Below are 21,561 nucleotides of genomic sequence, written 5' to 3' on the forward strand. Positions count from 1 at the left end.
CCGTGAGGGGAGCGAGATGTCGGACACCTTGGACCTGAGCCAGCTCGAGATAGGGGAGGGCGCGCGGATCGTGCGCGTCGGGGGCGAGGGGGCCCTGCGCCAGCACTTCCTGGACATGGGCGTCATCCCCGGGGCCACGATAGCGCTCGAGAAGTACGCGCCCATGGGCGACCCCATGGAGTTCTCGCTCCATGGCTACCAGCTCTCGCTGCGCGTGGCCGACGCCCGCAAGATCGAGGTCGAGAAGGTCGCGCGCCCCGGGCGCGTCTCCGAGACCCAGGCCGCACCTGTCGCAACCGATGCGGGCGCGCGGGTCGTCACGGGGCGCCACCCCGGTCTGGGCGAGGAGAGCGAGCGCCGTGAGGTGGACGAGCGCACCAGCGATCACTCCCATCCCGTGCCGGAGGGCACCACCCTCACCTTCGCGCTCGCCGGGAACCAGAACTGCGGCAAGACCACCCTCTTCAACCAGCTCACGGGATCCAACCAGCACGTGGGCAACTTCCCGGGCGTGACGGTCGACCGCAAGGAGGGCGTCATCAGGGGACACCCCGACACCGACGTGTGCGACCTGCCCGGCATCTACTCGCTCTCGCCCTACAGCTCCGAGGAGCTCGTCTCGCGTGAGTTCATCCTCGACGAGAACCCGCGTGGAATCATCGACATCGTGGACGCCACCAACATCGAGCGCAACCTCTACCTCACGATGCAGCTGATGGAGCTCGACGTCCCCATGGTCCTCGCGCTCAACATGATGGACGAGATGCAGGGCAACGGGGGCTCGGTCGACGTCAACCGCATGGAGGACCTGCTCGGCATCCCGGTGGTGCCCATCTCGGCGGTCAAGGGGGAGGGCGTCGACGAGCTCGTGCGCCACGCCCTCCACGTCGCGCGCTACCAGGAGCGCCCGGGCATCCAGGACTTCTGTAGCGAGGCCGACCACGGAGGCGCGGTGCACCGCTGCATCCACGCCGTCATGCACCTGATCCAGGACCACGCCGAGCGCGCCCACGTCCCCATCCGCTTCGCGGCGACCAAGCTCATCGAGGGCGACGAGCACGTGATCGAGCGGCTCGCCCTCGACGACAACGAGCTGGAGGCCGTGGGCCACATCGTGCGCCAGATGGAGGCCGAACGCGGGCTCGACCGCGCCGCCGCGATCGCCGACATGCGCTACTCGTTCATCGAGCGGGTGGTCGCGAGCTGCGTCACCAAGCCGCGCGAGAGCCGCGAGCGCGAGCGCAGCCAGAGGGTCGACCGGCTGCTCACCGGCAAGTGGACCGCCATCCCGCTCTTCGTCCTCATCATGGGCACGGTATTCCTCCTCACCTTCAACGTCGTCGGCAAGTTCCTCGAGGACGCGGTGGCCGCGGGCGTGGACGCGCTCACGGCCGCCGCCGACTCCGCGCTGACACAGGCGGGCGCCAACCCCGTCCTCCACTCGCTCGTGATCGACGGCGTCTTCAACGCGGTCGGGACCGTGCTGCCCATCTGCCCGATCATCGTGACGATGTTCTTCTTCCTGTCGCTGCTCGAGGACACGGGCTACATGGCGCGCGTCGCCTTCGTGATGGACAAGCTCCTGCGCAAGATCGGCCTCTCGGGGCGCTCGATCGTGCCCATGCTCGTCGGCTTCGGCTGCACGGTGCCGGCCGTCATGTCGGCGCGCACCCTGCCCTCGGAGCGCGACCGCAAGCTCACCATCATGCTGACGCCCTTCATGAGCTGCTCGACCAAGCTGACCATCTACGCGTACTTCTCGGCCGCGTTCTTCCCGGACCACGCCGGACTCGTGATGGTCTGCCTCTACCTGCTCGGCATCCTCGTGGGCGTCCTCACCGGCTTCGTTACCCACAAGACCGTGGCCAAGGGGGAGGCCGTGCCCTTCGTGATGGAGCTGCCCAACTACCGCATGCCGAGCGCCAGGAGCGTCGTGCACCTGATCTGGGACAAGACGAGGGACTTCCTCAGCAGGGCCTTCACCGTCGTGTTCTTCGCGGCCGTGGTGATCTGGCTGCTTCAGACCTTCAGCCCCGGCCTCGAGATGGTGGACGACGCGAGCCAGTCCATGCTCGCCTCCGTCGCGACCGTCGTGAGCCCCGTCTTCGCGCCGCTCGGCTTCGCGGACTGGCGCATCACCACGGCCCTCATCTGCGGCTTCATGGCGAAGGAGGTCGTGGTCTCGACGGTCTCGGTGCTCTTCGGCTCCACGGCCGAGCTCGTGGCCACCCTGACGCCGCTCTCCGTGGTCTCGCTGCTCGTCTTCTGCCTGCTCTACACGCCCTGCATCGCGGCCATCGCGGCGATCAAGCGCGAGCTCGGGGGCAGGTGGGCCATGGCGACGGTCGTGTTCCAGTGCGTGACCGCGTGGGTCGTGGCCTTCCTGGTGCGCCTCGTCGGCCTTGCCCTCGGATTCGCCTAGGCCGTCCACTCGCGAGGCCTTGCGCCACCGGGGGACGGCCCGGCGCGCGGCGTGGCGCCGCGCCGGCTCAGGCGAGGTAGGCCCTCACGTGCGAGAAGCGCGGCTCGGGGATGCGGCTCTGGCAGGGGACGCCCAGCTGGCACTTGCCGCAGCCGAGCCTGGGGCTGAAGCGCTCCTTGCTCCGGGCGACCACCTCCGAGCACAGCGCGACGTCCTTGCCGCCCGGAAGCGAGATTGCTCCGACGGGGCAGCGGGCGACGCAGGCGCCGCACCTGGTGCAGTAGGCGAAGGGGTCCTCGCCGTAGGGGCGCTCGGTCGGCTCCAGGCGCGCGTCCGTCACGACGCTCGAGAGGCGCATCGCCTTGCCCGCGGGCGTGATGAGGTGGGCGGAGAGGTCGAAGGTGCCCATGCCCGCGACGAAGGCGACGTGTCGCTCGGACCAGCGGCTCACGTAGAGCGGCGCCCCGGGGGCGCGCCGGTCCTGGCGCACGGCCTCGAAGTCGGGGCTCTGCGAGGGCGCGACGGCGGAAAAGCCCCGCTCCTCGAGCCAGCCCACGAGCAGGCGGGTCGTCTCGGCTATGAACTGCTGCCCCTCGATGCGGGCGTGGAGCCAGAGGTCGGAGGGCCTCTCGAGGTCGTCGACGTTGCTCCGGCACACCTCGTCCGACATGGGGAAGCACACGGAGACGACGCTCCTTGCTCCGGGCAACCACTCGGAGGGGAGCCTGAACTTGGGGCCCAGCACGCGCTCGTCGTCGCGGATGCGCCGGAAGAGGGGGTCGTCGGCGGCGGCGCAGCGCACGAGCGGCCGCTTGAAGTACGTGGTGCCCACCAGGGCCTGGTCGAGCGCATAGGACCCCTGCACCCGGTTTCCCTCCGCCGACTCGACGTAGTCGCCCAGTAGCGACTCGATCTCCCTCACGTCCATGGCCCGTCCAATCGTCGCCTCGGGGTACGCACCCTGGCACCAGGGTAGCCGACGGGAGGGCGGGGGGAGGGGAGAAGGACGGCGGTGGCGCGGGCGGGCGTGCGTGCGGTCGGGGAAGGCGGGTGCGGCCCCGGCCGTGGCTTGCGGCAGGCCGCGGTGCCGCTCACGCGCCGATGCCGCGGTTCCTGTTGTAGCCGCTCCCGTAGGCGTCGTAGCGCTCGATGGCGTCGCGCTCGAGGTCGTCGAGGCTTTGGTACCCGCTGCCCTCGAGCCTGAGCGTCCGGATCCGGAACTCGTCCCCGTAGCGCCAGTCCGCGTAGACGTCGCCGTTGCCGCGCCCGGAGAAGTGCTGCAGGAGCCGCGAGAGGACCCGCCTGCCCTGCCCGACGTAGTAGCGGTCCCGCGTCGTGTTGTGTAGGACGTAGATGCCCGGGAAGTCGCCCGCGCGGATGAGGTCGTTGTGCCGGTCCAGGAACTGCTCGGGGGTCATGGACTCCGAGCCCGAGGCGAGCCGGTCGATCCGGGCGGCGAGGCGCCAGTCGCGCCAGCCACGGGCGAGCGAGCGGACGACGAAGGCTGCGAAGAGCGCGGCGAGGGCCCAGACCGCGACCCGGGGCGCGCGCTCGAGCGCGCTCGCGACGAGGGGGCGGACCCGCGCGCCCGACCCGCCGGCGCCCGCCGCCACGAGGGCGAGGAGCGCGACGAAGACGAGGAGCCGGGCGAGCGCCGTCCTCGCGGCGTGGCGGCGCACGCGCCGCCTGTGCGCTAGTGAGCCCATGTCCTTGTCGCCCGCCCCCTACAGAAGCCCTGAGCCGTGGTGTCGCGCGGCAAGGGGCCGCGCCTCCAGGTCAACTCTAGCCGACGGCGTCGCGCCGTAGCCTCACACGTCGCGTCTCCATCGCTTGCAGACGCGCGGGGGAAGTCTAGACTGGCGTGGTGCCGCGTACGTGCGGCACCCGGCGCCGCCGGCAGGGGACTCGCCCTTGCGCGCACGCCGGCCATGGGGGGGAGGAGCGGCGATGCCGACGTTTCTGAACGAGGGGTGCGTGTTCGGGCCTGTGCTGAGCAGGAGGCTGGGGCTCTCGCTGGGGGTCAACCTCAACGCCTCGGACGGGAAGCGCTGCACCTTCGACTGCCTCTACTGCGAGAACGGCCTCAACGAGCAGCGGCGCACGACCACCCCGCTGCCGACCTGCGCCCAGATCGGCGCGGCCCTCGAGGCGCGGCTCTCCGAGATGGCGGGGGAGGGCCGCCTGCCCGACGTCATCACCCTCGCGTGCAACGGCGAGCCGACGCTGAACCCCGAGTTCTGCGAGGTGGTGGACGTCGCGTGCGCCCTGAGGGACCGCTTCGCGCCCTCCTCCAGGATCGCCGTGCTCTCAAACGCCACGATGGCGGACAGGCCGAGGGTCCACGCCGCGCTCGAGCGGGTGGACGACAACATCCTGAAGCTCGACACGGTGGACGCCGCCTACGTCCGCCTGCTGGACCGGCCGCAGGTGCCCTACGACGTGGGGCGCGTCGTCGAGACGCTGGCGTCCTTCCACGGGCACGTGATCGTACAGACGATCTTCGTCACGGGGAGCGTGGGCGGGTTCGACCTCGACAACACGAAGGAGCGCTACGTCGCGCCCTGGCTCGAGGCGCTCCGGCGGATAGGGCCCGAGGCCGTCACGGTCTACACCGTCGCCCGCGACGTGCCTGTGGCAGGCGTCGAGAAGGCGCCGCGCGAGGCAATCGACGCGATCTGCGCTCGGGTGCGCGCCCTCGGGATCGCCTGCACCGCCGCGTACTAGCGCCGGTACGCGGCGTGGGGCGCAGGGCGTCGGCCCCGGAGCTGCGCCCTGCGCCCCACGCCGCCTCTAGCAGCAGTCCGCGCCCGCCGCGGCGCCGTCGTTCTCGGCGAGGGCGACGAGGGCGTCCGCCAGCTGGCGCAGCGCCTCGCGGTCGGCGGTGTAGTGGACCCACTTGCCCTCCTTGCGCGTCCTCACGAGCCCGGCGCGCGCCAGGATCGAGAGGTGGTGCGAGAGGGTGGACTGCGTCACGTCGACCTTGTCCGCGAGGTGGCAGGCGCAGACGTCGTCGTGGGACGCTATGGCGAGGAGCAGGGCGAGGCGCTTCTCGTCTCCGAGCGCCTTGAAGGACTCTGCTAGGTTCATGCTTCCTCCAATCGGGCGGGCCGGGGCGCCACGGGCCGGGCGCGGGCGGTGCCGCCCATCCTACGCCACGAGCGGCTGAAGGGCGTTGAACGCGAAGCCGCTGAGCATCATGCCGACGAGGCAGATGGCGACGAACGTCCAGAGCAGGCGGGGCTTGACGGCGCGGGAGAGCATCGTGAGCGAGGGGATGGAAAGGGTGGTGACGCTCATCATGAACGCCAGCACCGTGCCGAGGCCCGCCCCCTTGCCGAAGAGGGCCTCGGCGATGGGGATCGTGCCGAAGACGTCTGCGTAGACGGGCGCCCCGACGAGCGTGGCGAGGGGGACGGCGAGCGGGTTGTCTCCGCCGAGGGTCGCCAGCACGAGCCCCTCGGGGATCCAGTTGTGGATGATCGCGCCGACGCCCACGCCGAGAAGGACGTAGGGCCCCACCTTGCGGAGGGTGGAGGCGACCTCGCCCGCGGCGTAGCGGGCGCGGTCGGCCCGGGTGAGCACGGGGGCGTCCACGTCGGCGGGCACCTCCCCGCGCACGAAGTCCGCGAGCTGGTCCTCCATGTGGAGGCGCTCGATGATGCCGCCGCCCGCGACGGCGACGAGCAGGCCGACGGCGGTGTAGGCGAGCGCGACCCCGGGCCCGAAGATGCTCATGATGAGCACGAGCGACCCGACGTCCACCATCGGCGAGCTGATCAGGAACGAGAAGGTCACGCCGAGCGGCAGGCCGGCGCGCGTGAAGCCGATGAAGATGGGTATCGACGAGCAGCTGCAGAAGGGGGTCACCGTGCCCAGCAGCGCACCGACGACGTTGCCGCCGAGGCCCTTGAACCTCCCCATGATCTTGCGGCTGCGCTCGGGCGGGAAGTAGCTCTCGACCCAGCTCACGAGGAAGATGAGGGCGCAGAGCAGGATCGTGATCTTCAGCGTGTCGTAGACGAAGAAGTGCGCGGTCGCGCCCCAGCGCGACCCTACGTCGACGCCGAGCGCCCCGAGGAGGGCGCCCGTGAGGTCCGAGAGCCACAGCATCTTGAGGAGCTGGTCCAGCACGAAGGAGCCGGCGGCCTCCAGTGCGGCCATCTACCTGCACCCCTCGAGGAGGCGCCTGGCCTCCTTGGGCTTGAGCACCCTGCCGGCCGAGACGACCCTGCCGTCGACCATCAGCGCGGGGGACTGCATCACCCCGAGCCGCACGATCTCCACGAGGTCCTCGACCTTCTCGACCGTGGCGTCGAGGCCGAGGTCGGCGACCGTGCGCCCGACGGCGTCGTACATGGCGTCGCACTTGTCGCAGCCGGCGCCTATCACCTTGATGTCCATGCTCTCCTCCTTCGAAGGGCCGCGCCGGGCCCGCCGGCACGCGTCTCGCCCGCCGGTCGTGGCCCGGCGCGGACGTCCTTCTCGCTAGTTGTGCAGGGTGACGGGCAGCCCCACGATCCTGTCCCAGTCGTCCTTGATCTGGCGGATCAGGCGTATGCCCACGCGCGATATGAACACGAGGTGGCTCGTGCCCTCGTCCGGGCAAGGCTTGTAGTCGATCCTGCCCGCCGCGACGTCGATCTGCTGCCAGCTGCCGTCCAGCTTGCCGAAGCCCTTGATGCGGTAGCAGCTCGGGGCGAGCGAGGCGAGGTAGGCGCTCATCCTCTCGCGGGGGACGTCGTCGAACTCGATGGAGAAGGTCTTGGGCTTGGTGTCGGCCGAGTTCGTCGTGTCCTCCGAGGGCGCCCACTCGTACGTGGAGAGGTCCTGGTCGAGGAGGGCGGGGTCGAGCCTGCCCTGGGACGTCTCGACGACGAGGCAGTGGGGGTTGAGCTCCCGCACCTGGCGCTTGACCTCCTCGATGCGCTCGGCGTCGACCAGGTCGCACTTGTTGATCAGGGCGATGTTGCAGTGGACCACCTGGCGCACGACGGTCTCGAGCTCGGCGGCGTCGCCGAGGAAGGCGACGGCGTCGACGAGGCAGATGGTGCCGGCCAGCTCGTAGGGCGCGGAGGGGCGCAGGACGTCCACGGCCTCGAGCACCTCGGCGAGGTTGGAGGGGTCGGCGAGCCCCGAGCTCTCGACGAAGAGGCAGTCGAGGTCGTGGTCGCTCATCTCCGCCAGCGCCTGGACGAAGTTGAGCTTGAGGCAGGTGCAGAAGATGGAGCCGTTGTTGAGCTCGCGCATCTCGACGTTGCCGGCGCTCAGGATCTCCCCGTCGACGGAGATCTTGCCGAACTCGTTCTGGATGACGCCGACGCGCCTCCCCTCGAGGTGCTTGAGCGCGTCGAGCAGGAAGGTCGTCTTGCCCGACCCCAGGAACCCCGTGAGCACGTAGAGCTTGATCTTGCCGTCCATCGTCCCTCCTTGGAACCGTCGCGGACGTCCGCGACCAGACTGACCCCGTTCGCCCCCGATTGTAATTCACATATTCACATACGTCAATGTGACGTGGAGCGCGGGGGCGAGCGGCCGCGTGGGGGCCGCGGCCGGCGCGGGGCGGGGGCGCCTAGGCGCCCGAGGCGCCAGGCAGCCTGCCCGCGTCGATCGCGCGCCTGACCGCCGCCTCGGCGCGCTCGATGGGAGATGTCCAGAGCGCCGGGGCGCCGTCGCCGGCGACGTATGCCGGCTCCTCCGAGCGGCGGGCGACGAGCGCCCACTCGTCGTCTCCGAGGACCTCGAGGGCGAGCGGGATGAGGCCGTCGTCCTCGCGCTCGGCCACGAGGTCGATCGCGTCGCAGGCGCCTGCGAGCTGCTCGGCGGCCGACTCGAGGTTCGAGCCGCTCGGGCGCCCCTCCGCGCCGTCGAGGAGGGAGGAGGCCATCCACAGGCAGGTGCGGACGCGGTCGTCGTCCTCCTGCACCCGGCGCGGCAGGCTCGTCTCGCCGTGGTCGGCGAGGACGGGCACGAGCAGCTCCTCCTTGCGGCGATAGTGCAGGGACACCTTGGAGAGGAAGGCCAGGTCGTCCTTGAGCAGGTCGAGGAGCGTGGGGTCGAGCTCGTCGTCGGGCAGCTCCCGCGCCTGGCGGACGTGGTCCTGGGCGCGCACCACCATGCCGCTGAAGACGCGGTTCTCGCGCGCCATCACGCGGGCGGGGTGCCTCTCGTCGAGCTCGTCTGCGTCGCTTCCCATGGGTTCCTAGCCTTCCTCTACGGACGCGGCGCCCGCGTCCTCGGGGCGGGACTTCTCGAGCATGATCCCGAGGATCTCCTCGTCCGCCCTGAGCATGCCGGGGTCGCCGACCCTCGTCATGTTCTCGATGCACTGCTCGGGCGTCTCGGCGCAGATGCCGTCGCTCACGGGCAGCGCCACGCCGTGCGCCGCGAGGATGGCGCAGTTGAGCGCCGCAGCGCAGCCGGTCGACACCTTGAGCGCGCAGCCGACCTTGCCGCCGTCGCAGACCATGCCCGTCGTGGTGCCGGCCATGTTGCGGATGGCGTAGCCGACCTCCACGTCGCTCGCGCCGAGGAGCCACGCCATCGCGGCCGAGGCGGCCGTCGCCGAGGCCATGACGCAGGTGCAGACCGCCGCGAGCTTGCCGATGTGCAGGTTGACGTAGCGGTTGAGCAGGTGCGCGAAGGCGAGCGCCTGCGCCGTGCGCGCGCGGGAGGCGCCCACTTCGCGGGCGAGCTCGCTCACGGGCAGGATCACGACGAGGCCCTTCGTCCCCGCGCCGCTGCTGCTCATGCACGGCAGCATGCCGCCCCCGAGCCTGGCCTCGGTCGCCGACGCCACCCGGAGCATGCAACGCGCGAGGAGGCCGTCGCCGAGGAGGGGCGAGCCGAGCTCCTCGCCCATGGTGCGGGCGATCCCCACCCCCACGTCGTGGCTCGCGCCGAAGTCAGCGGCGGCCTCGTTCATCTCCACTCCGTCGAGCAGGAACTCGAGGTCCTGCTCGTCCGTCTGGCGCACGAGGTCGAGGATCTCTGCCACGCGCATCGAGCGCAGCCGCCCGAGGACGTCGCCGCCCGAGCTCGCGTCGCCTCCGGGCTCGGCCCGGAAGGTGACCTCGCCGTCCACGGTGCGCTCCACGACGTCGGTGTGGCCGCCGCGGATGGTCGTCGTCGCCACCCTGCCGCCGGCCTCCACCTCCGCGCGCACGAAGACGCCGCGCTCGCCCGCGTCGATGCCCACCCGGACGCGACCTTCGGCGCAGAGCCGCCCTGCCTGGCGGGAGACCTCCGGCGTGAGGCCGGCCAGGAGCTCGAGGCCGGGCGCGGGGTCGGCGAGCAGCGCGCCGAGGGCCGCCGCGGCGTCGAGGCCCACCCCGGGGTAGCCGGGGATTGAGACGGACATCCCGTTCTTGTAGACGTTGGGGCTCACCGTGACCCTCACGGACCCCACCGGCGCGGCGGGGCGAGAGGGGCCTGTGCCCCCGGCCCCGTCCTGCGCCGCGGCCGCCGCCGCGGCCGCGTCGGCCGCGGCGAGCGCGACGCAGACCGGCTCCGTGCAGCCGACGGCGGGCACGACGTCTGCGTGCAGCAGGTCGAGCATCTCTTTCCTGGTGATCATGGGCACCTCCTAGGGGCCCCGGTGGCCGGGGCGGGTTCGCGTCCTTATCGAGAGGAGATTCTAGCCGACGCCCCAGGAGGCCTGCGCCGGGCGCGCCTGCGCGGGGTCCTCGGCGGGAAAGTCCGCGCGGAAGTGCGAGCCCCTGCTCTCGGTCCGGGCGCGCATGGCGGAGGCGACGGCGCGCGCGAGCCTCGTCGCGAGGAGCATCTCGCTCGCCCGCGCCGCCTCCCGCAGCCTCCGCGCGTCCATGCCGTCGAGCTCGGCGAGGGCGCGTCCCAGCTCCCGGGGCGACTCGCGGCCCGCCTCCTCGAGCGCACCCTGGAGGAGGGACAGCCTCTCGTCCGCGCGGCGGAGCCCCTCGTCCGTGCGGACGGCGAGGCAGCCGGCGTCCAGGGCGCGGCCGATCGCACGCCAGCCGGACTCGAGGTCGGGGCGACCGGTCGCGCCTTCGCCCCGCTCGTCCGCCGGTGCGCAGGCACGCGCCCTCGCCGGGCCCTCGGGCGCGTCGCGAGGCAGGAGCAGGGGGGAGGCGAGGAGGAGCCGCCGGCCGCCCGGCGGGGTCGGCAGGGGTCCCGCCTCCGCGGCGGCGGTCTCTCCGGCGATGCGCCCGAAGGTCACCGCCGTCACGCTCGCGAGGCCCCCTATGCGGTCGGCGCCGTGGACCCCGCAGGCGGCCTCCCCGCAGGCGAGGAGGCCGGGGACCGCGGTGTGGCAGCCGACGTCGATCGCGACCCCGCCGTTGCAGGAGTGGGCGCACTCGCGCAGGGGCAGGGGCGCCCCCGCCGGTACGCCGCAGGAGTCCCGGAGCCAGGCGAGGTAGGACTCCACGAACTCGGGGCGCGCCCCCTGCCTGAGCAGCCCCTCGTCGAGCGTGGCCACGCAGGCGCGCCCGGGGTGCGCCTCGCGGAAGCGCGCGAGCGTCACCTCGACGAGGGAGCTGGGGAGCCGGGAGGTGAAGGGCCCGTGGCCCGCGTGCGCCTCGAGCGCCGATCGGGCCCGCCCCTCGTCGACCCCCATCTCCGAGAAGACCGACCGGCCGGTCTCGGCGTCCGTGAGCCTCGTCCAGCGGAAGCCCTTCTCGTTGTGCACGACCAGCCTGCCGTTCGCGTCCGCCCCGAGCATGAGCTGCACGAACTCGAGGTTCGAGAGGCGCGCGCCCGCGTCGGCGGCCAGCGCGTGGCAGACGCCCCGGTCCTCGTCCGCGCACAGGTGCGAGCCCCAGAGCCCGGCGTAGCCGCCGCATGCCACGACGGTCTGGCGCGCGAGGACGGCGACGGGGCGTCCGCGCCCGTCGATCGCGAGACAGCCGGAGACGCGGCCGCCGGCGTCCGCGAGCAGGGAGAGCGCGTGCGCGCGGGGCAGGAGGGCGACGGGCGCGAGGGGCGCTGCCTGCCCGTGCGCCTCCCCCTCGAGCGCCTTGCGCAGCAGGGGCGCCCAGGTGCCGGGCAGAAACCCGTGCCAGCTGCGCGCCCTGGAGTCGAAGCAGGGGACGAACTCGCGCTGTCCGGGGTCGCGCGGCGTCTCGAGGCGCGCGCCGAGCGACTCGAGGAAGGCGACGCTGCCCTCGGCGCCCTCGCAGAGCGCCGCGGTGAGCCGCGGGTCGTTCATGCCGCGACCCACGCGGGACACCTCGCGCGCGAGGCTTGCCGGCCCTGGCCCGCCGGGCGTCACGAAGCCGAGGCCCCAGGTCCTTCCTGAGAAGCTCGACCCCGAGCAGGTCGGCCCCTCGGAGAGCAGGCAGACCGTCCGCCCCCTCCTCCGGGCGCAGATGGCGGCGGCCGAGCCCGCAAGCCCCGACCCCAGCACGATTACGTCTACCTCGAGGGTTCCCATGTCTCCTCCTCGCTCGCGAGCCCGCCGCCCGTCCGGCCCGCCAGGTGGTGCGTGCGGCGCCGCCGGGTCACGCGGTGCGAGAAATGATAGCCGCCCTCGGCCGTGTGGGGGCGCTTGGGTTTGTGGCGCTCCCGTCGAGGTGTCGGATCGACGGCTTTCGATGGACTTCTCGCGCGGGGCGCCCACCGGCTCCGTCGCCGCCTGCGGCGAGGTGGCTGCGAGGTTGCCGCATGCGGCCGGAGGCGGTTTCCTTCCGGCCCGGTCGCGGCCCGTCCGGTCCGTCGCATGCTCGTCTGAGCGCCCCGGGGCGCGAGGAGAGGACGGATCGTGAGAGGAGAGCTGATGCTGAAGGGCAGGGCATGGGAGACGCTGGCGGGCCTCCTGCGCGGTGGCGGGGGCCATGAGGCCGCCGGCCGTGCGGGGGCGGCGCGGGCGGACGTCGGCCCGCGGCCGGACGGTCGTGGCGAGGACAGGGCGAGAAGGGCGCGGGCGAGGGGGCTGCGCGCACCTGCGAGGGCGGCGGCCGGAGGCGGCCGGAGGTCCGCGCCGGGGCCCCTCCGCAGGGCGGTGGGCGCCCTGGCGGCGCTCGCGCTCCTGCTGGGGCAGCTGCTGGGCGCCCTCGCGCCCGTGGCCGCCGAGGCGCGGGAGGGCAGCATGACGGTCGTCTCCTCGGACGTGGACCCGTGGGGCTACTTCCGCATGAACACCGACGCGGGCACCGCGGCTTACTGCATATCGCCGGGGCTCAAGGACCCGATCGGGGTCACCTTCGACAGGTGGGACTACGTGGGCGAGACCACCGGCACGCCCTGGGACGCGCACGCGATGGCCTACCTGCTGTGGCGGGCGGCGCCGGGCAACCCCCTGGGCTTCGCGAGCCCGGACGCGGCGACCGTCGCCTCCGCCTGGCTGCTGCTCGGCGCGCAGATGGACTTCGACACGGGCGCGGTCCTGGTTAACGGCATGCAGAGCAACCTCTTCGAGGGGCCTGGCGGCCGCTGCGACAGGGCGGACTCCCAGAGGATCCAGGACCTCGTCGCCGAGGCCCGCGCGCACGCCGGCCAGGCGGGGCCGTGGGACCGCGCGAGCAGGATCTGGTACGCGCCGGGCGGCCTCGTGCAGAGCGTCGTCGAGGTGCTCCCGCGCGGCGAGATACGCCTGGGCAAGACCTCGGCCAACCACGAGGTGGTGGACGGGAACGCCTGCTACTCTCTCGCGGGGGCGGTGTATGCGGTCTACTCCGACGAGGCGTGCACGGACGCGGTGGCTACCATCACGACGGACGAGCGGGGAGAGGGGTCGGTCGGGGGCCTCGCCCTGGGGACGTACTGGCTGAGGGAGACCAAGGCCCCCGCGGGCTTCGCCAGAAGCGACGAGGCCATCCGCGTCGAGGTCGGATCGCAGGTGGCGGCGCGGGCGAGCGTCACCGACGTGCCGCAGCTGAGCCCGGTCGACGTCGTGCTCCAGAAGCTGGACCGCGAGACCGGCGGCGCCTCCCCGCTCGGCGCCGCCGCGCTCGAGGGGGCCCAGTTCGAGGTGCGCTTCTTCGCGGGCTACTACGACGAGGGCGGCCTGCCGGACGAGGCGACGAGGACCTGGCGGGTCACGACCGGCGAGGACGGCCGCGCGAGGCTCGCCGACGCGCAGGGGGACCCGCTCTACCATGACAGCCGCGGGGAGGTCGGCATCCCCATGGGCACCGTCGCGATACGCGAGGTCAAGGCCCCCGCGGGCTACCTCGCCGACGGGGAGGAGCGCGTCGTGCGCGTGACGCCCGAGGGCGACGCGGAGACGGTCTCCACGTACGCGGCGCCGGCCTTCCCGGAGCAGGTGATGCGCGGCGACCTCAGCTTCGTGAAGATTGCGGGGGAGGGGAAGGCGCGCCTCGCGGGAATCCCCTTCCTCCTGACCGCGCGGTCGACGGGAGAGGCCCACGTGGTGGTGAGCGACGCCAACGGCAGGGTCGACACCTCGTCCGCCAACGTGCCGCACACCTCCGCGACGAACGCCAACGACCAGGCGTACGACGGCGCGACCGTGGACGTGCCGAGGCTCGACGCGCACGCGGGGACGTGGTTCTCCGGTGCGGCGGAGGGCGGCCCGTCCGCCGACGACACCCTCGGCGCACTCCCGTTCGACACCTATCGGGTCGAGGAGCTCCCCTGCGCCGCCAACGCGGGCCTGAGCCTCGTGGGCTTCGAGGTGACCGTCGACAGGGACGCGACCGTCGTTGAGGGAGGAACCGTCGAGGACGAGGCGGGCCCGCGCATAGGCACGAGCCTCACCGACGAGGGCGGCGAGCACCTGGTCGCGGCCGGCACCATGGTCGCCCTGGTCGACGAGGTCTCCTACGAGAACCTCGTGCCGGGCAGGACGTACCACCTGGTCGGCACACTCATGGACAGGCAGACCGCCTCGGCGCTGCTCGACGTCGACGGCCGCCCGGTCACCTCCGAGGCGACCTTCACGCCCAGGCTCTCGTCGGGCGAGCAGAACGTGCGCTTCGCGTTCGACTCCTCGGCGCTCGGAGGGCACGCGCTCGTCTGCTTCGAACGGCTGCTGGACGGCGGGTCGCTGGTCGCGAGTCACGAGGACCTGGACGACGAGGGGCAGACCGTGTACGTGCCGAGCATCGCCACGAAGGCCACCGACGCCCAGGGCGAGCGGCGGGACCTGCTCGCCGACGGCGAGGCCACGATCGTCGACACCGTCAGCTACGAGAACCTCGTGCCGGGCAAGGCCTACACGCTCACCGGCACGCTCATGGACAAGGCGACGGGCGAGCCGGTCGCCGGCGCCGACGGAGGGCCGCTCCGGGCCAGCGCCGACCTCGCGCCGGACTTCCCCTCGGGGACCGCGACCGTGACGTTTCGCGTCGACGGGTCCCTCGTGGCCGGCCGGACCGTCGTCGCCTTCGAGACGCTGAGCCGCGAGGGGCGCGAGTACGCCGTGCACGCGGACATCGATGACGAGGACCAGACGGTCTCCTTCCCGGCGATCGGGACCCGCGCGAGCGACGCCGCGGACGGTGACAAGGTCGTGGAGGCGGCGGGCGGCCAGCGCGTCGCGGATGAGGTCGCCTACCGCAACCTCACCACGGGGGAGACGTACCGCCTGGAGAGCAGGCTCGTCGACGCCGAGTCCGGCGAGGAGCTCTCCCGCGCCAGCCGCGAGCTCGTGGCGGAGCGGCCGGACGGCTCCTGCACCGTGGAGCTGGCCCTCGACGCGACGGGGCTCGGCGGCAGGCGACTCGTGTGCACGGAGGAGCTCTACCGCGCGGACAGGCTCGTGGCCAGGCACGCCGACCTCGGGGACGAGGGCCAGAGCGTGACCGTCGAGGGGCCCGAGCCCGTGCGGCCGGAGGGCCAGCCCCCGGCGCCGCGCATGGGGGGCGTCCTGCCCACGACCTCCGACGCGGCCGCGCCCGCCCTCGGCGCGGGCCTCGTGGCCCTGGGCATGCTCCTGCTCGTGGTCGCCTTCCGCCTCACCCGCGACGGGGCGTAGGAGCGGTGGGGGAGCCCTGGGCGACGGGGCTCCCCGCGCCCGCCTTGCGCCCGAGCAGGAACGCCCTCAAGGCGGTCTCCGCGGCGACGGGGACGTTGCGGGCCACCCGTGCCACGCACTCCTCGAGCGTCGCAGGTGCGACGAGCGCGGGCACGACGAGGTCGATCCCCTGGGAGTACACGTCCCCGAGGTCCTCCGCGCGGCTCCCCACGACGGCGATGACGGGCACGCCCGCGCGGGCGCACCTGCGCGCGATGCCCACGGGCGCCTTGCCGCGCGCGCTCTGCGCGTCCATGCGACCCTCGCCCGTGATCGCGAGGTCGGCGTCGGCGAGCGCCTCGTCGAGTCCGGCGCCGTCCAGCACGAAGTCGATCCCGGAGGTGAGGCGCGCCCCGCAGAGCGCGGCGAGCGCGCAGCCGAGGCCGCCGGCGGCCCCGGCGCCCGGCAGGGAGGCGACGTCAGCACCGACGGCGCCTCCGAGGAGCCTCCCCAGCCTCCCCAGCCAGGCGTCGACCGCGGGGAGGTCGGCCGCCGTGAGGCCCTTCTGCGGTCCGAAGGTGGCGGCGGCGCCTGCGGGGCCGGCGAGGGGGTTGGTGACGTCGGTCAGCCCGACGACCTCCGCCCCGGCGAGGCGGGCGTCGAGGCCGGAGAGGTCGACGCGCGCGAGGCGCTCGAGCCCGGCCGCGCCCGGGGCCACCTGCGCCCCCGCGTCGTCGAGGAGCCTCGCGCCGAGGGCGCTCGCGAACCCCGCCCCACCGTCGGTCGTGGCGCTGCCGCCCAGGCCGACGTAGACGCGCCGCGCTCCGTGGTCGATCGCGTCGAGGACGAGCTCGCCCACGCCCCTGGTGCTCGCGGCGAGGGCGCTCTCGCGGGATCGGTCGGAGAGCGTGATGCCGGCGGCCGAGGCCATCTCGACGACGGCGGAGCGCCCGCCGTCGAAGAGGCCCAAGGCCGCGTCGACGCTGCCACCCAGGGGGCCCGGCACGACCACGTGGCGGATCGTGCCGCCGCGTGCGGATACGACGGCCTCGACGGTGCCCTCACCGCCATCGGCGACGAGGACCTTCCGGACGCGGACGTCGGGGCAGGCACGACGTAGCCCCTGCTCGATGAGGTCGTTGACGCGCGCGCTCGAGGCGGAGCCCTTGAAGGAGTCCGAGGCGACGAGGACGCGAGGGGGTTTGGAGGAGTCCATGGCCTACCTTTCGGTTACGCTTGCAACGTGGGTACCTAGACAAAGATAGCGCCGGGGCGGCCGCGAGGCCGTGGCCGGGCGGACGGGGGCGGCTCGGGTGCCGCCGCAGGCAAGGGAGGCCGCATGACGACGACGCGAAAGGTCGACTACACCGAGTACGCCACTCGGATAGTCCGGGCGATACCGGAGGGAGTGCTCCTCACGACGAGGGCGCAAGACAGGCTCGACACCATGACCATCGGCTGGGGCGCGCTCGGCACCAACTGGTCCGTCCCGGTCTTCGAGGCCTTTGTCCGCACGGGGCGCCACACCGCCAGGATGCTCGAGGAGAACCCCGAGTTCACCGTGAACGTCCCTCTCGACGAGGGCAAGGAGGCGAGGAGGAGGACGCGCAAGGCCGTCGGCATCTGCGGCACGCACCATGGGGACGAATGCGACAAGTTCGAGATGGCCGCACTGACGCCGGTGCCGTCCTGCGAGGTGAGCGTCCCCGGGATTCTGGAGCTGCCGCTCACGCTGGAGTGTAGGGTCATATGCAAGCAGGCCCTGGACGTCTCGCTGCTCCCCGAGGAGCTGCGCGCCCGGTTCTACCCCGCAGACGTGGACGGCTCGGCGTGCGGCTCCAACCGCGACCCGCACCTCATGGTCTTCGGGCGCATCGTGGGTGCCTACGTCGCCGAGGCGTAGGTGGGCGCGGTGAAGCGCAGGTTCAAGCCCTACCTCGCCGGAAGGGAGCTTCCCGCCGGCGTGCCCGAGGCCGACTTCGAGGTGGCCGAGCTCGTCGCCGACACCAAGGTGGGGGAGAGGGGCGTCTACCTCCGGGCGGGCTTCGACTTCCTCCCGCATCCCTACCTCCGCCTCGAGGACGTGGCGACGGCGGAGGCGGGGACCTTCGTCGTGCGGGGCTGCGGCTGAGGGGGCCCTACCGTGCGACCGTGCGTCGTGGTGGGGTTCTCGACGGGTGACGGCCCGGCCGACCTGGAGGTCGACTCTGCGCGGGAAGCGGGGCGGCTGGCGGAGGCGATTCTCCGGGCGCTCGGGCGCGCCGGCTGATGGCGAGGAGGGACGAGGTGAGGGTATGCGGGTTGCGCTCATAACGGGCGCCTCGAGCGGTCTGGGGCGCGAGTACGCGAGGCGAGCGGTAGCGAGCGGCGCCTACGACGAGGTCTGGGTGGTGGCCCGGCGGGAGCGGAGGCTGCGCGAGCTCGCGGACGAGCTCGGGCCCTCGGTCGTTCCGGTGCCGCTCGACCTCACGGACAGGGCGTCCGTGGACGGGCTGGCGGGCCTCCTGCGCTCCCGCGAGGCTGAGGGGCCCTTCGAGGTGGGCCTGCTCGTCAACGCCGCGGGGCTGGGCAAGTTCGGGACCTACGCTGACCTCAGCCTCGACGAGGTCGACGCCATGGTCGACCTCAACTGCCGCGCCCTCGTGGAGCTGACGCAGGTCGTCCTGCCCCACATGCGCAGGGGCGGGCGCATCATACAGGTGGCCTCGAGCGCCAGCTTCCAGCCGCTGCCGGGGCTCAACGTCTACGCCGCGAGCAAGGCCTTCGTGAGGAGCTACACCCGTGCCCTGCGCTTCGAGCTGCGTGGCAGGGGCATCTACGTGACGGCGGTCTGCCCCCTCTGGGTCGCGACGGAGTTCATAGACGTCGCGCGCGACACGAGCAACGGGCAGACCGTGCGACACCCGTTCCCCGTGCTGAGCGCACGCCACGTCGTGCGCTGGTCGCTGCTCGTCAACGGGGTCAACTACCCGATAGCGACCTGCTGCGTCACCGGCCTTCTCATGCGCGTTTTCTGCAAGCTGCTGCCCGCTCCGGTCGTCATGTGGGCCTGGGAGGGGCTGAGGAGGTTATAGAGCATGGAGCGCCGCCCCGTGCCCTTGCGGCGCGGGGCGGCGTCAGGAGGCTGAGCCGCCGCGGAGCGGTGGGACTTCTCTGCTAGAAGCAGGAGAGGTAGATGGCCCGCGCGTCCTCCATGGTCAGCGGCCTGAACTCGCCGAAGGGCTCGCCCTTGTTCTCCCTGAGCGTCTCTACCCACCCGTCGACCTCGTCGGGCGAGAGGCCCAGGCCCTCGAAGTCGCGCGGCATGCCGATGCTCGCGAAGAAGTCCTGGAGGCTCCCGATCGCGGAGGTGACGACCCTCTCCGTCTCCTCCAGGGTGGTGTCCCGGGGCTCGATCCCGAAGACGTCCCGAGCGAAGGCGAGGAAGCGGTCGGGGTTGGCCCTCCAGACGTAGCGCATCCAGGCGGGCAGGATGACGGCGAGCCCGGCGCCGTGGGTCACCTCGGGCCGGTGGGCGGAGACCTCGTGCTCGAGGCCGTGGCTCTCCCAGCCCCCGGCGCGCTTCTCGATGGAGGCGCCCCTGCCGCAGCCGCAGAGGTCGTTGTGGGCGAGCGTGCCCGCCCACATGATGGTCGCGCGCGCGTCGTAGTCGTCGGGCGTGTGGCTGACGCGCACCGCCGCCTCAATGACCGAGCGGATGATGCCGCAGCAGATGCTGTCCGTGACCGGGACGGGGCCGGCGGCGCTGAAGTAGCGCTCGCAGACGTGGCAGATCATGTCGGTGACGCCGGCGGCCGTCTGGTAGGCGGGCAGCGTGAAGGTCACCGTCGGGTCCATGATGGCGACCTTGGGCCTGAACGCGTCGCCGTTGGTGCCCTTCTTGAGGCAGAGCTCGTCGTTGCTGATGACGCAGGAACTCGACGCCTCCGAGCCGGCCGCCGGGATCGTGAGGACGCAGGCGACGGGCAGGCACTTGGTGACCTTTGCCTTCCCGGAGAAGAAGTCCCACACGTCGCAGGGCGCGGGCGCCCCGAAGGCGATCGCCTTGGCGCTGTCGATGACCGAGCCGCCGCCCACGCCGAGCACGAGGCCGACGGAGTTGGCGCGCGCGACCTCGATGCCCTGGCGGACGAGATCCACCTCGGGGTTGGGGCGTACCCCGCCGAGCTCGACGTAGGCGACGCCCGCCTTCGCCAGGGAGTCCTCGACCCTGCTGAGCAGCCCGGTGCGCCTGGCGGAGCCGCCGCCGTAGACGAGCAGCACGCGCTTGGAGCCGAGGGCGGCGACCTCCTCGCCGGTGCGCTCGATGGCGCTCTTGCCGAAGACGAAGCGGGTGGGTGACTGGAAGACGAAGTCGTTCATGGGGGTTCCTTTCGGATGACGTGCCCCGGGCGCCGCTCGGCCCGTCCGGCCTTCCCGCGCCCGTGTACTCGCGGCTCTAGGGTAGCAAGCCGCCGCCCGGCGGTGGCGCGCGGCGCGAATAAACAGAAGTCCTATACCCAGCATCGGACCCCAGGGCCGGACGACACGCGGCTCTGCGGCGACCCGGTCCGGGCAGCCCTTTACCTGCGTTTCGTTGGTGAGGGGAAGCTGGGCGTCGCGAGCGGGAGGCCTGTCGTTCGCGCGGGGACGTGGGTCCGCTTGGCGACGAAAACGGCCGTTTGTACCCAGGACACAGTTCGGTTACATGTCGTGGCAAACGACCATGGCATATTGTGCCCCGATAACACAAACACTGATTGCTCAAAATCCGCCCGCAACGAAACACACCGAAGACCGTCACCTTGCGTCGCCGTCGGCCTCCGGGTCGTGGTGCCAGGCTGCACCCGGCCGCCTCGAAGCCAGGGTGCGGCCGGGGACGGAGGCTTGTGGGCGGGGAGGGACGATCCAAACGAGGAGGGTCAATGGGATGCTTGGGGGGCATCACGAGCCCGTTCTGGAGCCTTAGGGAGCGACGCGGCGTCGACCTGCCGCACAACAAGGTGACGGCGGAGATGCCGACGCGGACCATGCCGGTCCCGAGCAAGGTGATCCTGCCGATGCAGCAGCATGTGGGCGCCCGGTGCACCCCGCTGGTCAAGCGCAAGGACCATGTGAACGTGGGCATGCTGGTGGGTCACGCAGAGGCGCGCACGACGGCCGACATCTACTCCTCCGTCTCCGGCACCGTGACGGAGGTGCGCAACATCTACTACGCCAACGGCAAGTCGGACGTTGCCATCGTGATCGAGCCGGACGGCGAGCAGACCGTGGACGAGTCCGTCTGGCCCCCCGAGGTGCCCGACTACCGGATGCTGGTCCACGCCGTGAAGTACAGCGGCATCGTCGGCCTGGGAGGCGCGGGCTTCCCGACCGAGCTCAAGCTCGACGTCGACGTCGACTCGATCGACACCTGGCTGGTCAACGGGGCGGAGTGCGAGCCCTACCTGTCGAGCGACTACCGGGAGATGATCGAGCATCCCGACACGATCAGGAGGGGGCTCGAGACCTGCCTCGACCTCTCGGGCGTGCCGCACGCCATCGTGTGCATCGAGGACAACAAGCCCAAGGCGATCGAGCTCCTCGAGCGGACCTTCGCGGACGATCCGCGCGTGGACGTCCTCGCCATGCCGACCCGCTACCCGCAGGGCGCGGCGCACGTGCTCGTGCGCAACGCGACCGGTCGCGAGGTCCCGCGCGGGGGCCACACGACCGACGTCGGGTGCGTGCTCTTCAACGTCACCACGATGTCGTGCATCGGCCGCTTCCTCGAGGACGGCATGCCCCTGGTCAAGCGGCGCGTCACCGTCGCCGGCGACGCCGTCGCCAACCCCCAGAACCTCGAGGTCTGCATCGGCACCCCGATCAGGGAGGTGCTGGAGTTCTGCGGCCTCAGGGAGGAGCCCCACAAGGTCGTGACCGGCGGCCCCATGATGGGGGTCTCCCAGGTCGACCTGGACTATCCGATCGTGCGCCAGAACAGCGGGCTGCTCGCCTTCGGCGAGGCCTCCGCCCGCGAGCTCGAGACGACGGCGTGCATCCGCTGCGGCACCTGCGTCAACTCCTGCCCGATGTCCTTGTCGCCCATAGAGATCATGAAGGCGTACCGCCGCGGCGACATGGCCGCCCTGGACCGGCTCATGGCAGACCTCTGCATGGAGTGCGGGACCTGCTCGTACGTGTGCCCGGCCAGACAACCGCTCACCCAGAACGTGCGGCTCGCGCGCGCCGACCTCAAGGCCGAGAAGCGCAAGGCGAAGGGAAGGTAGGG

Annotated in this window: 18 protein-coding genes; 7 read left to right on the plus strand and 11 right to left on the minus strand. The window is 72.2% G+C overall.

What is annotated here, in order from left to right:
• Positions 1-16 precede the first annotated feature (16 nt).
• Positions 17-2,422, plus strand: a complete 2,406-nt coding sequence (gene feoB, locus VXJ25_RS01015) for a ferrous iron transport protein B (RefSeq protein WP_330957343.1) — start codon at positions 17-19, stop codon at positions 2,420-2,422.
• A 67-nt stretch (positions 2,423-2,489) separates the two neighbouring features.
• Here feoB and VXJ25_RS01020 read toward each other — a convergent pair whose 3' ends face one another.
• A complete protein-coding gene (locus VXJ25_RS01020; protein WP_330957344.1) occupies positions 2,490-3,350 on the minus strand; it encodes a 4Fe-4S binding protein in 861 nt (286 codons plus the stop codon).
• 163 nt (positions 3,351-3,513) lie between these two features.
• A complete protein-coding gene (locus VXJ25_RS01025) occupies positions 3,514-4,128 on the minus strand; it encodes a GIY-YIG nuclease family protein (protein ID WP_330957345.1) in 615 nt (204 codons plus the stop codon).
• Positions 4,129-4,369: 241 nt separating this feature from the next.
• Here VXJ25_RS01025 and VXJ25_RS01030 point away from each other — a divergent pair, with 241 nt between their 5' ends.
• A complete protein-coding gene (locus VXJ25_RS01030; protein ID WP_330957346.1) occupies positions 4,370-5,146 on the plus strand; it encodes a radical SAM protein in 777 nt (258 codons plus the stop codon).
• A 66-nt stretch (positions 5,147-5,212) separates the two neighbouring features.
• Here the strand turns inward: VXJ25_RS01030 and VXJ25_RS01035 are convergent, their stop codons facing one another.
• The 7 genes from VXJ25_RS01035 to VXJ25_RS01065 form a co-directional block, all read right to left on the minus strand.
• Positions 5,213-5,509: an ArsR/SmtB family transcription factor gene (locus VXJ25_RS01035; protein WP_330957347.1), complete on the minus strand. Its 297-nt coding sequence runs from the start codon at positions 5,507-5,509 to the stop codon at positions 5,213-5,215.
• A gap of 60 nt (positions 5,510-5,569) precedes the next feature.
• The gene (locus VXJ25_RS01040; protein WP_330957348.1) at positions 5,570-6,583 is read right to left on the minus strand and encodes a permease; all 1,014 of its coding nucleotides are present in this window, start codon (positions 6,581-6,583) and stop codon (positions 5,570-5,572) included.
• Positions 6,584-6,823 carry a thioredoxin family protein gene (locus tag VXJ25_RS01045; RefSeq protein WP_330957349.1) on the minus strand — a complete coding sequence of 80 codons (240 nt, stop codon included), beginning with the start codon at positions 6,821-6,823 and terminating at the stop codon, positions 6,584-6,586. It abuts the gene before it with no gap.
• Between the two features lie 84 nt (positions 6,824-6,907).
• Positions 6,908-7,840 carry a CobW family GTP-binding protein gene (locus VXJ25_RS01050; RefSeq protein ID WP_330957350.1) on the minus strand — a complete coding sequence of 311 codons (933 nt, stop codon included), beginning with the start codon at positions 7,838-7,840 and terminating at the stop codon, positions 6,908-6,910.
• Positions 7,841-7,991: 151 nt separating this feature from the next.
• Positions 7,992-8,615: a hypothetical protein gene (locus tag VXJ25_RS01055; protein WP_330957351.1), complete on the minus strand. Its 624-nt coding sequence runs from the start codon at positions 8,613-8,615 to the stop codon at positions 7,992-7,994.
• A 6-nt stretch (positions 8,616-8,621) separates the two neighbouring features.
• Entirely contained in the window at positions 8,622-9,995 is a 1,374-nt protein-coding gene (locus VXJ25_RS01060; RefSeq protein ID WP_330957352.1) for an L-cysteine desulfidase family protein, read from the minus strand.
• 60 nt (positions 9,996-10,055) lie between these two features.
• Positions 10,056-11,828, minus strand: a complete 1,773-nt coding sequence (locus tag VXJ25_RS01065; RefSeq protein WP_330957353.1) for an FAD-binding protein — start codon at positions 11,826-11,828, stop codon at positions 10,056-10,058.
• 342 nt (positions 11,829-12,170) lie between these two features.
• Between VXJ25_RS01065 and VXJ25_RS01070 the strand changes: the two genes are divergently transcribed.
• Complete coding sequence (locus VXJ25_RS01070) at positions 12,171-15,332, plus strand: VaFE repeat-containing surface-anchored protein (protein ID WP_330957354.1); 3,162 nt, start codon at positions 12,171-12,173, stop codon at positions 15,330-15,332.
• Here VXJ25_RS01070 and VXJ25_RS01075 read toward each other — a convergent pair.
• The gene (locus VXJ25_RS01075; protein WP_330957355.1) at positions 15,313-16,527 is read right to left on the minus strand and encodes a glycerate kinase; all 1,215 of its coding nucleotides are present in this window, start codon (positions 16,525-16,527) and stop codon (positions 15,313-15,315) included. The genes VXJ25_RS01070 and VXJ25_RS01075 overlap by 20 nt on opposite strands.
• Before the next feature lie 123 nt (positions 16,528-16,650).
• On the opposite strand from VXJ25_RS01075, the gene VXJ25_RS01080 reads away from it, so the two are divergent.
• The 3 genes from VXJ25_RS01080 to VXJ25_RS01090 all read left to right on the plus strand — a co-directional run bounded on the left by VXJ25_RS01080 (position 16,651) and on the right by VXJ25_RS01090 (position 18,385).
• Positions 16,651-17,214, plus strand: coding sequence for a flavin reductase family protein (locus tag VXJ25_RS01080; RefSeq protein WP_330957356.1), 564 nt, complete (start codon positions 16,651-16,653; stop codon positions 17,212-17,214).
• Between the two features lie 9 nt (positions 17,215-17,223).
• A complete protein-coding gene (locus VXJ25_RS01085) occupies positions 17,224-17,442 on the plus strand; it encodes a hypothetical protein (protein ID WP_330957357.1) in 219 nt (72 codons plus the stop codon).
• 163 nt (positions 17,443-17,605) lie between these two features.
• Complete coding sequence (locus VXJ25_RS01090) at positions 17,606-18,385, plus strand: SDR family NAD(P)-dependent oxidoreductase (RefSeq protein ID WP_330957358.1); 780 nt, start codon at positions 17,606-17,608, stop codon at positions 18,383-18,385.
• Positions 18,386-18,467: 82 nt separating this feature from the next.
• Here VXJ25_RS01090 and VXJ25_RS01095 read toward each other — a convergent pair whose 3' ends face one another.
• Positions 18,468-19,673, minus strand: a complete 1,206-nt coding sequence (locus VXJ25_RS01095) for an iron-containing alcohol dehydrogenase (RefSeq protein ID WP_330957359.1) — start codon at positions 19,671-19,673, stop codon at positions 18,468-18,470.
• Positions 19,674-20,215: 542 nt separating this feature from the next.
• On the opposite strand from VXJ25_RS01095, the gene rsxC reads away from it, so the two are divergent.
• Positions 20,216-21,559, plus strand: coding sequence for an electron transport complex subunit RsxC (gene rsxC / locus VXJ25_RS01100; protein ID WP_330957360.1), 1,344 nt, complete (start codon positions 20,216-20,218; stop codon positions 21,557-21,559).
• Positions 21,560-21,561: the final 2 nt, after the last annotated feature.

Origin of the sequence: Olsenella absiana (assembly GCF_036408855.1) — a bacterium.
Classification (GTDB): domain Bacteria; phylum Actinomycetota; class Coriobacteriia; order Coriobacteriales; family Atopobiaceae; genus Olsenella_K; species Olsenella_K absiana.

What these genes read in the sequence shown, in the direction of transcription:
- feoB (WP_330957343.1), top strand. Translation starts at nt 17, where the DNA reads ATGTCGGACACCTTGGACCTGAGCCAGCTCGAGATAGGGGAGGGCGCG.
- VXJ25_RS01020 (WP_330957344.1), bottom strand. Translation starts at nt 3,350, where the DNA reads ATGGACGTGAGGGAGATCGAGTCGCTACTGGGCGACTACGTCGAGTCG.
- VXJ25_RS01025 (WP_330957345.1), bottom strand. Translation starts at nt 4,128, where the DNA reads ATGGGCTCACTAGCGCACAGGCGGCGCGTGCGCCGCCACGCCGCGAGG.
- VXJ25_RS01030 (WP_330957346.1), top strand. Translation starts at nt 4,370, where the DNA reads ATGCCGACGTTTCTGAACGAGGGGTGCGTGTTCGGGCCTGTGCTGAGC.
- VXJ25_RS01035 (WP_330957347.1), bottom strand. Translation starts at nt 5,509, where the DNA reads ATGAACCTAGCAGAGTCCTTCAAGGCGCTCGGAGACGAGAAGCGCCTC.
- VXJ25_RS01040 (WP_330957348.1), bottom strand. Translation starts at nt 6,583, where the DNA reads ATGGCCGCACTGGAGGCCGCCGGCTCCTTCGTGCTGGACCAGCTCCTC.
- VXJ25_RS01045 (WP_330957349.1), bottom strand. Translation starts at nt 6,823, where the DNA reads ATGGACATCAAGGTGATAGGCGCCGGCTGCGACAAGTGCGACGCCATG.
- VXJ25_RS01050 (WP_330957350.1), bottom strand. Translation starts at nt 7,840, where the DNA reads ATGGACGGCAAGATCAAGCTCTACGTGCTCACGGGGTTCCTGGGGTCG.
- VXJ25_RS01055 (WP_330957351.1), bottom strand. Translation starts at nt 8,615, where the DNA reads ATGGGAAGCGACGCAGACGAGCTCGACGAGAGGCACCCCGCCCGCGTG.
- VXJ25_RS01060 (WP_330957352.1), bottom strand. Translation starts at nt 9,995, where the DNA reads ATGATCACCAGGAAAGAGATGCTCGACCTGCTGCACGCAGACGTCGTG.
- VXJ25_RS01065 (WP_330957353.1), bottom strand. Translation starts at nt 11,828, where the DNA reads ATGGGAACCCTCGAGGTAGACGTAATCGTGCTGGGGTCGGGGCTTGCG.
- VXJ25_RS01070 (WP_330957354.1), top strand. Translation starts at nt 12,171, where the DNA reads ATGCTGAAGGGCAGGGCATGGGAGACGCTGGCGGGCCTCCTGCGCGGT.
- VXJ25_RS01075 (WP_330957355.1), bottom strand. Translation starts at nt 16,527, where the DNA reads ATGGACTCCTCCAAACCCCCTCGCGTCCTCGTCGCCTCGGACTCCTTC.
- VXJ25_RS01080 (WP_330957356.1), top strand. Translation starts at nt 16,651, where the DNA reads ATGACGACGACGCGAAAGGTCGACTACACCGAGTACGCCACTCGGATA.
- VXJ25_RS01090 (WP_330957358.1), top strand. Translation starts at nt 17,606, where the DNA reads ATGCGGGTTGCGCTCATAACGGGCGCCTCGAGCGGTCTGGGGCGCGAG.
- VXJ25_RS01095 (WP_330957359.1), bottom strand. Translation starts at nt 19,673, where the DNA reads ATGAACGACTTCGTCTTCCAGTCACCCACCCGCTTCGTCTTCGGCAAG.
- rsxC (WP_330957360.1), top strand. Translation starts at nt 20,216, where the DNA reads ATGGGATGCTTGGGGGGCATCACGAGCCCGTTCTGGAGCCTTAGGGAG.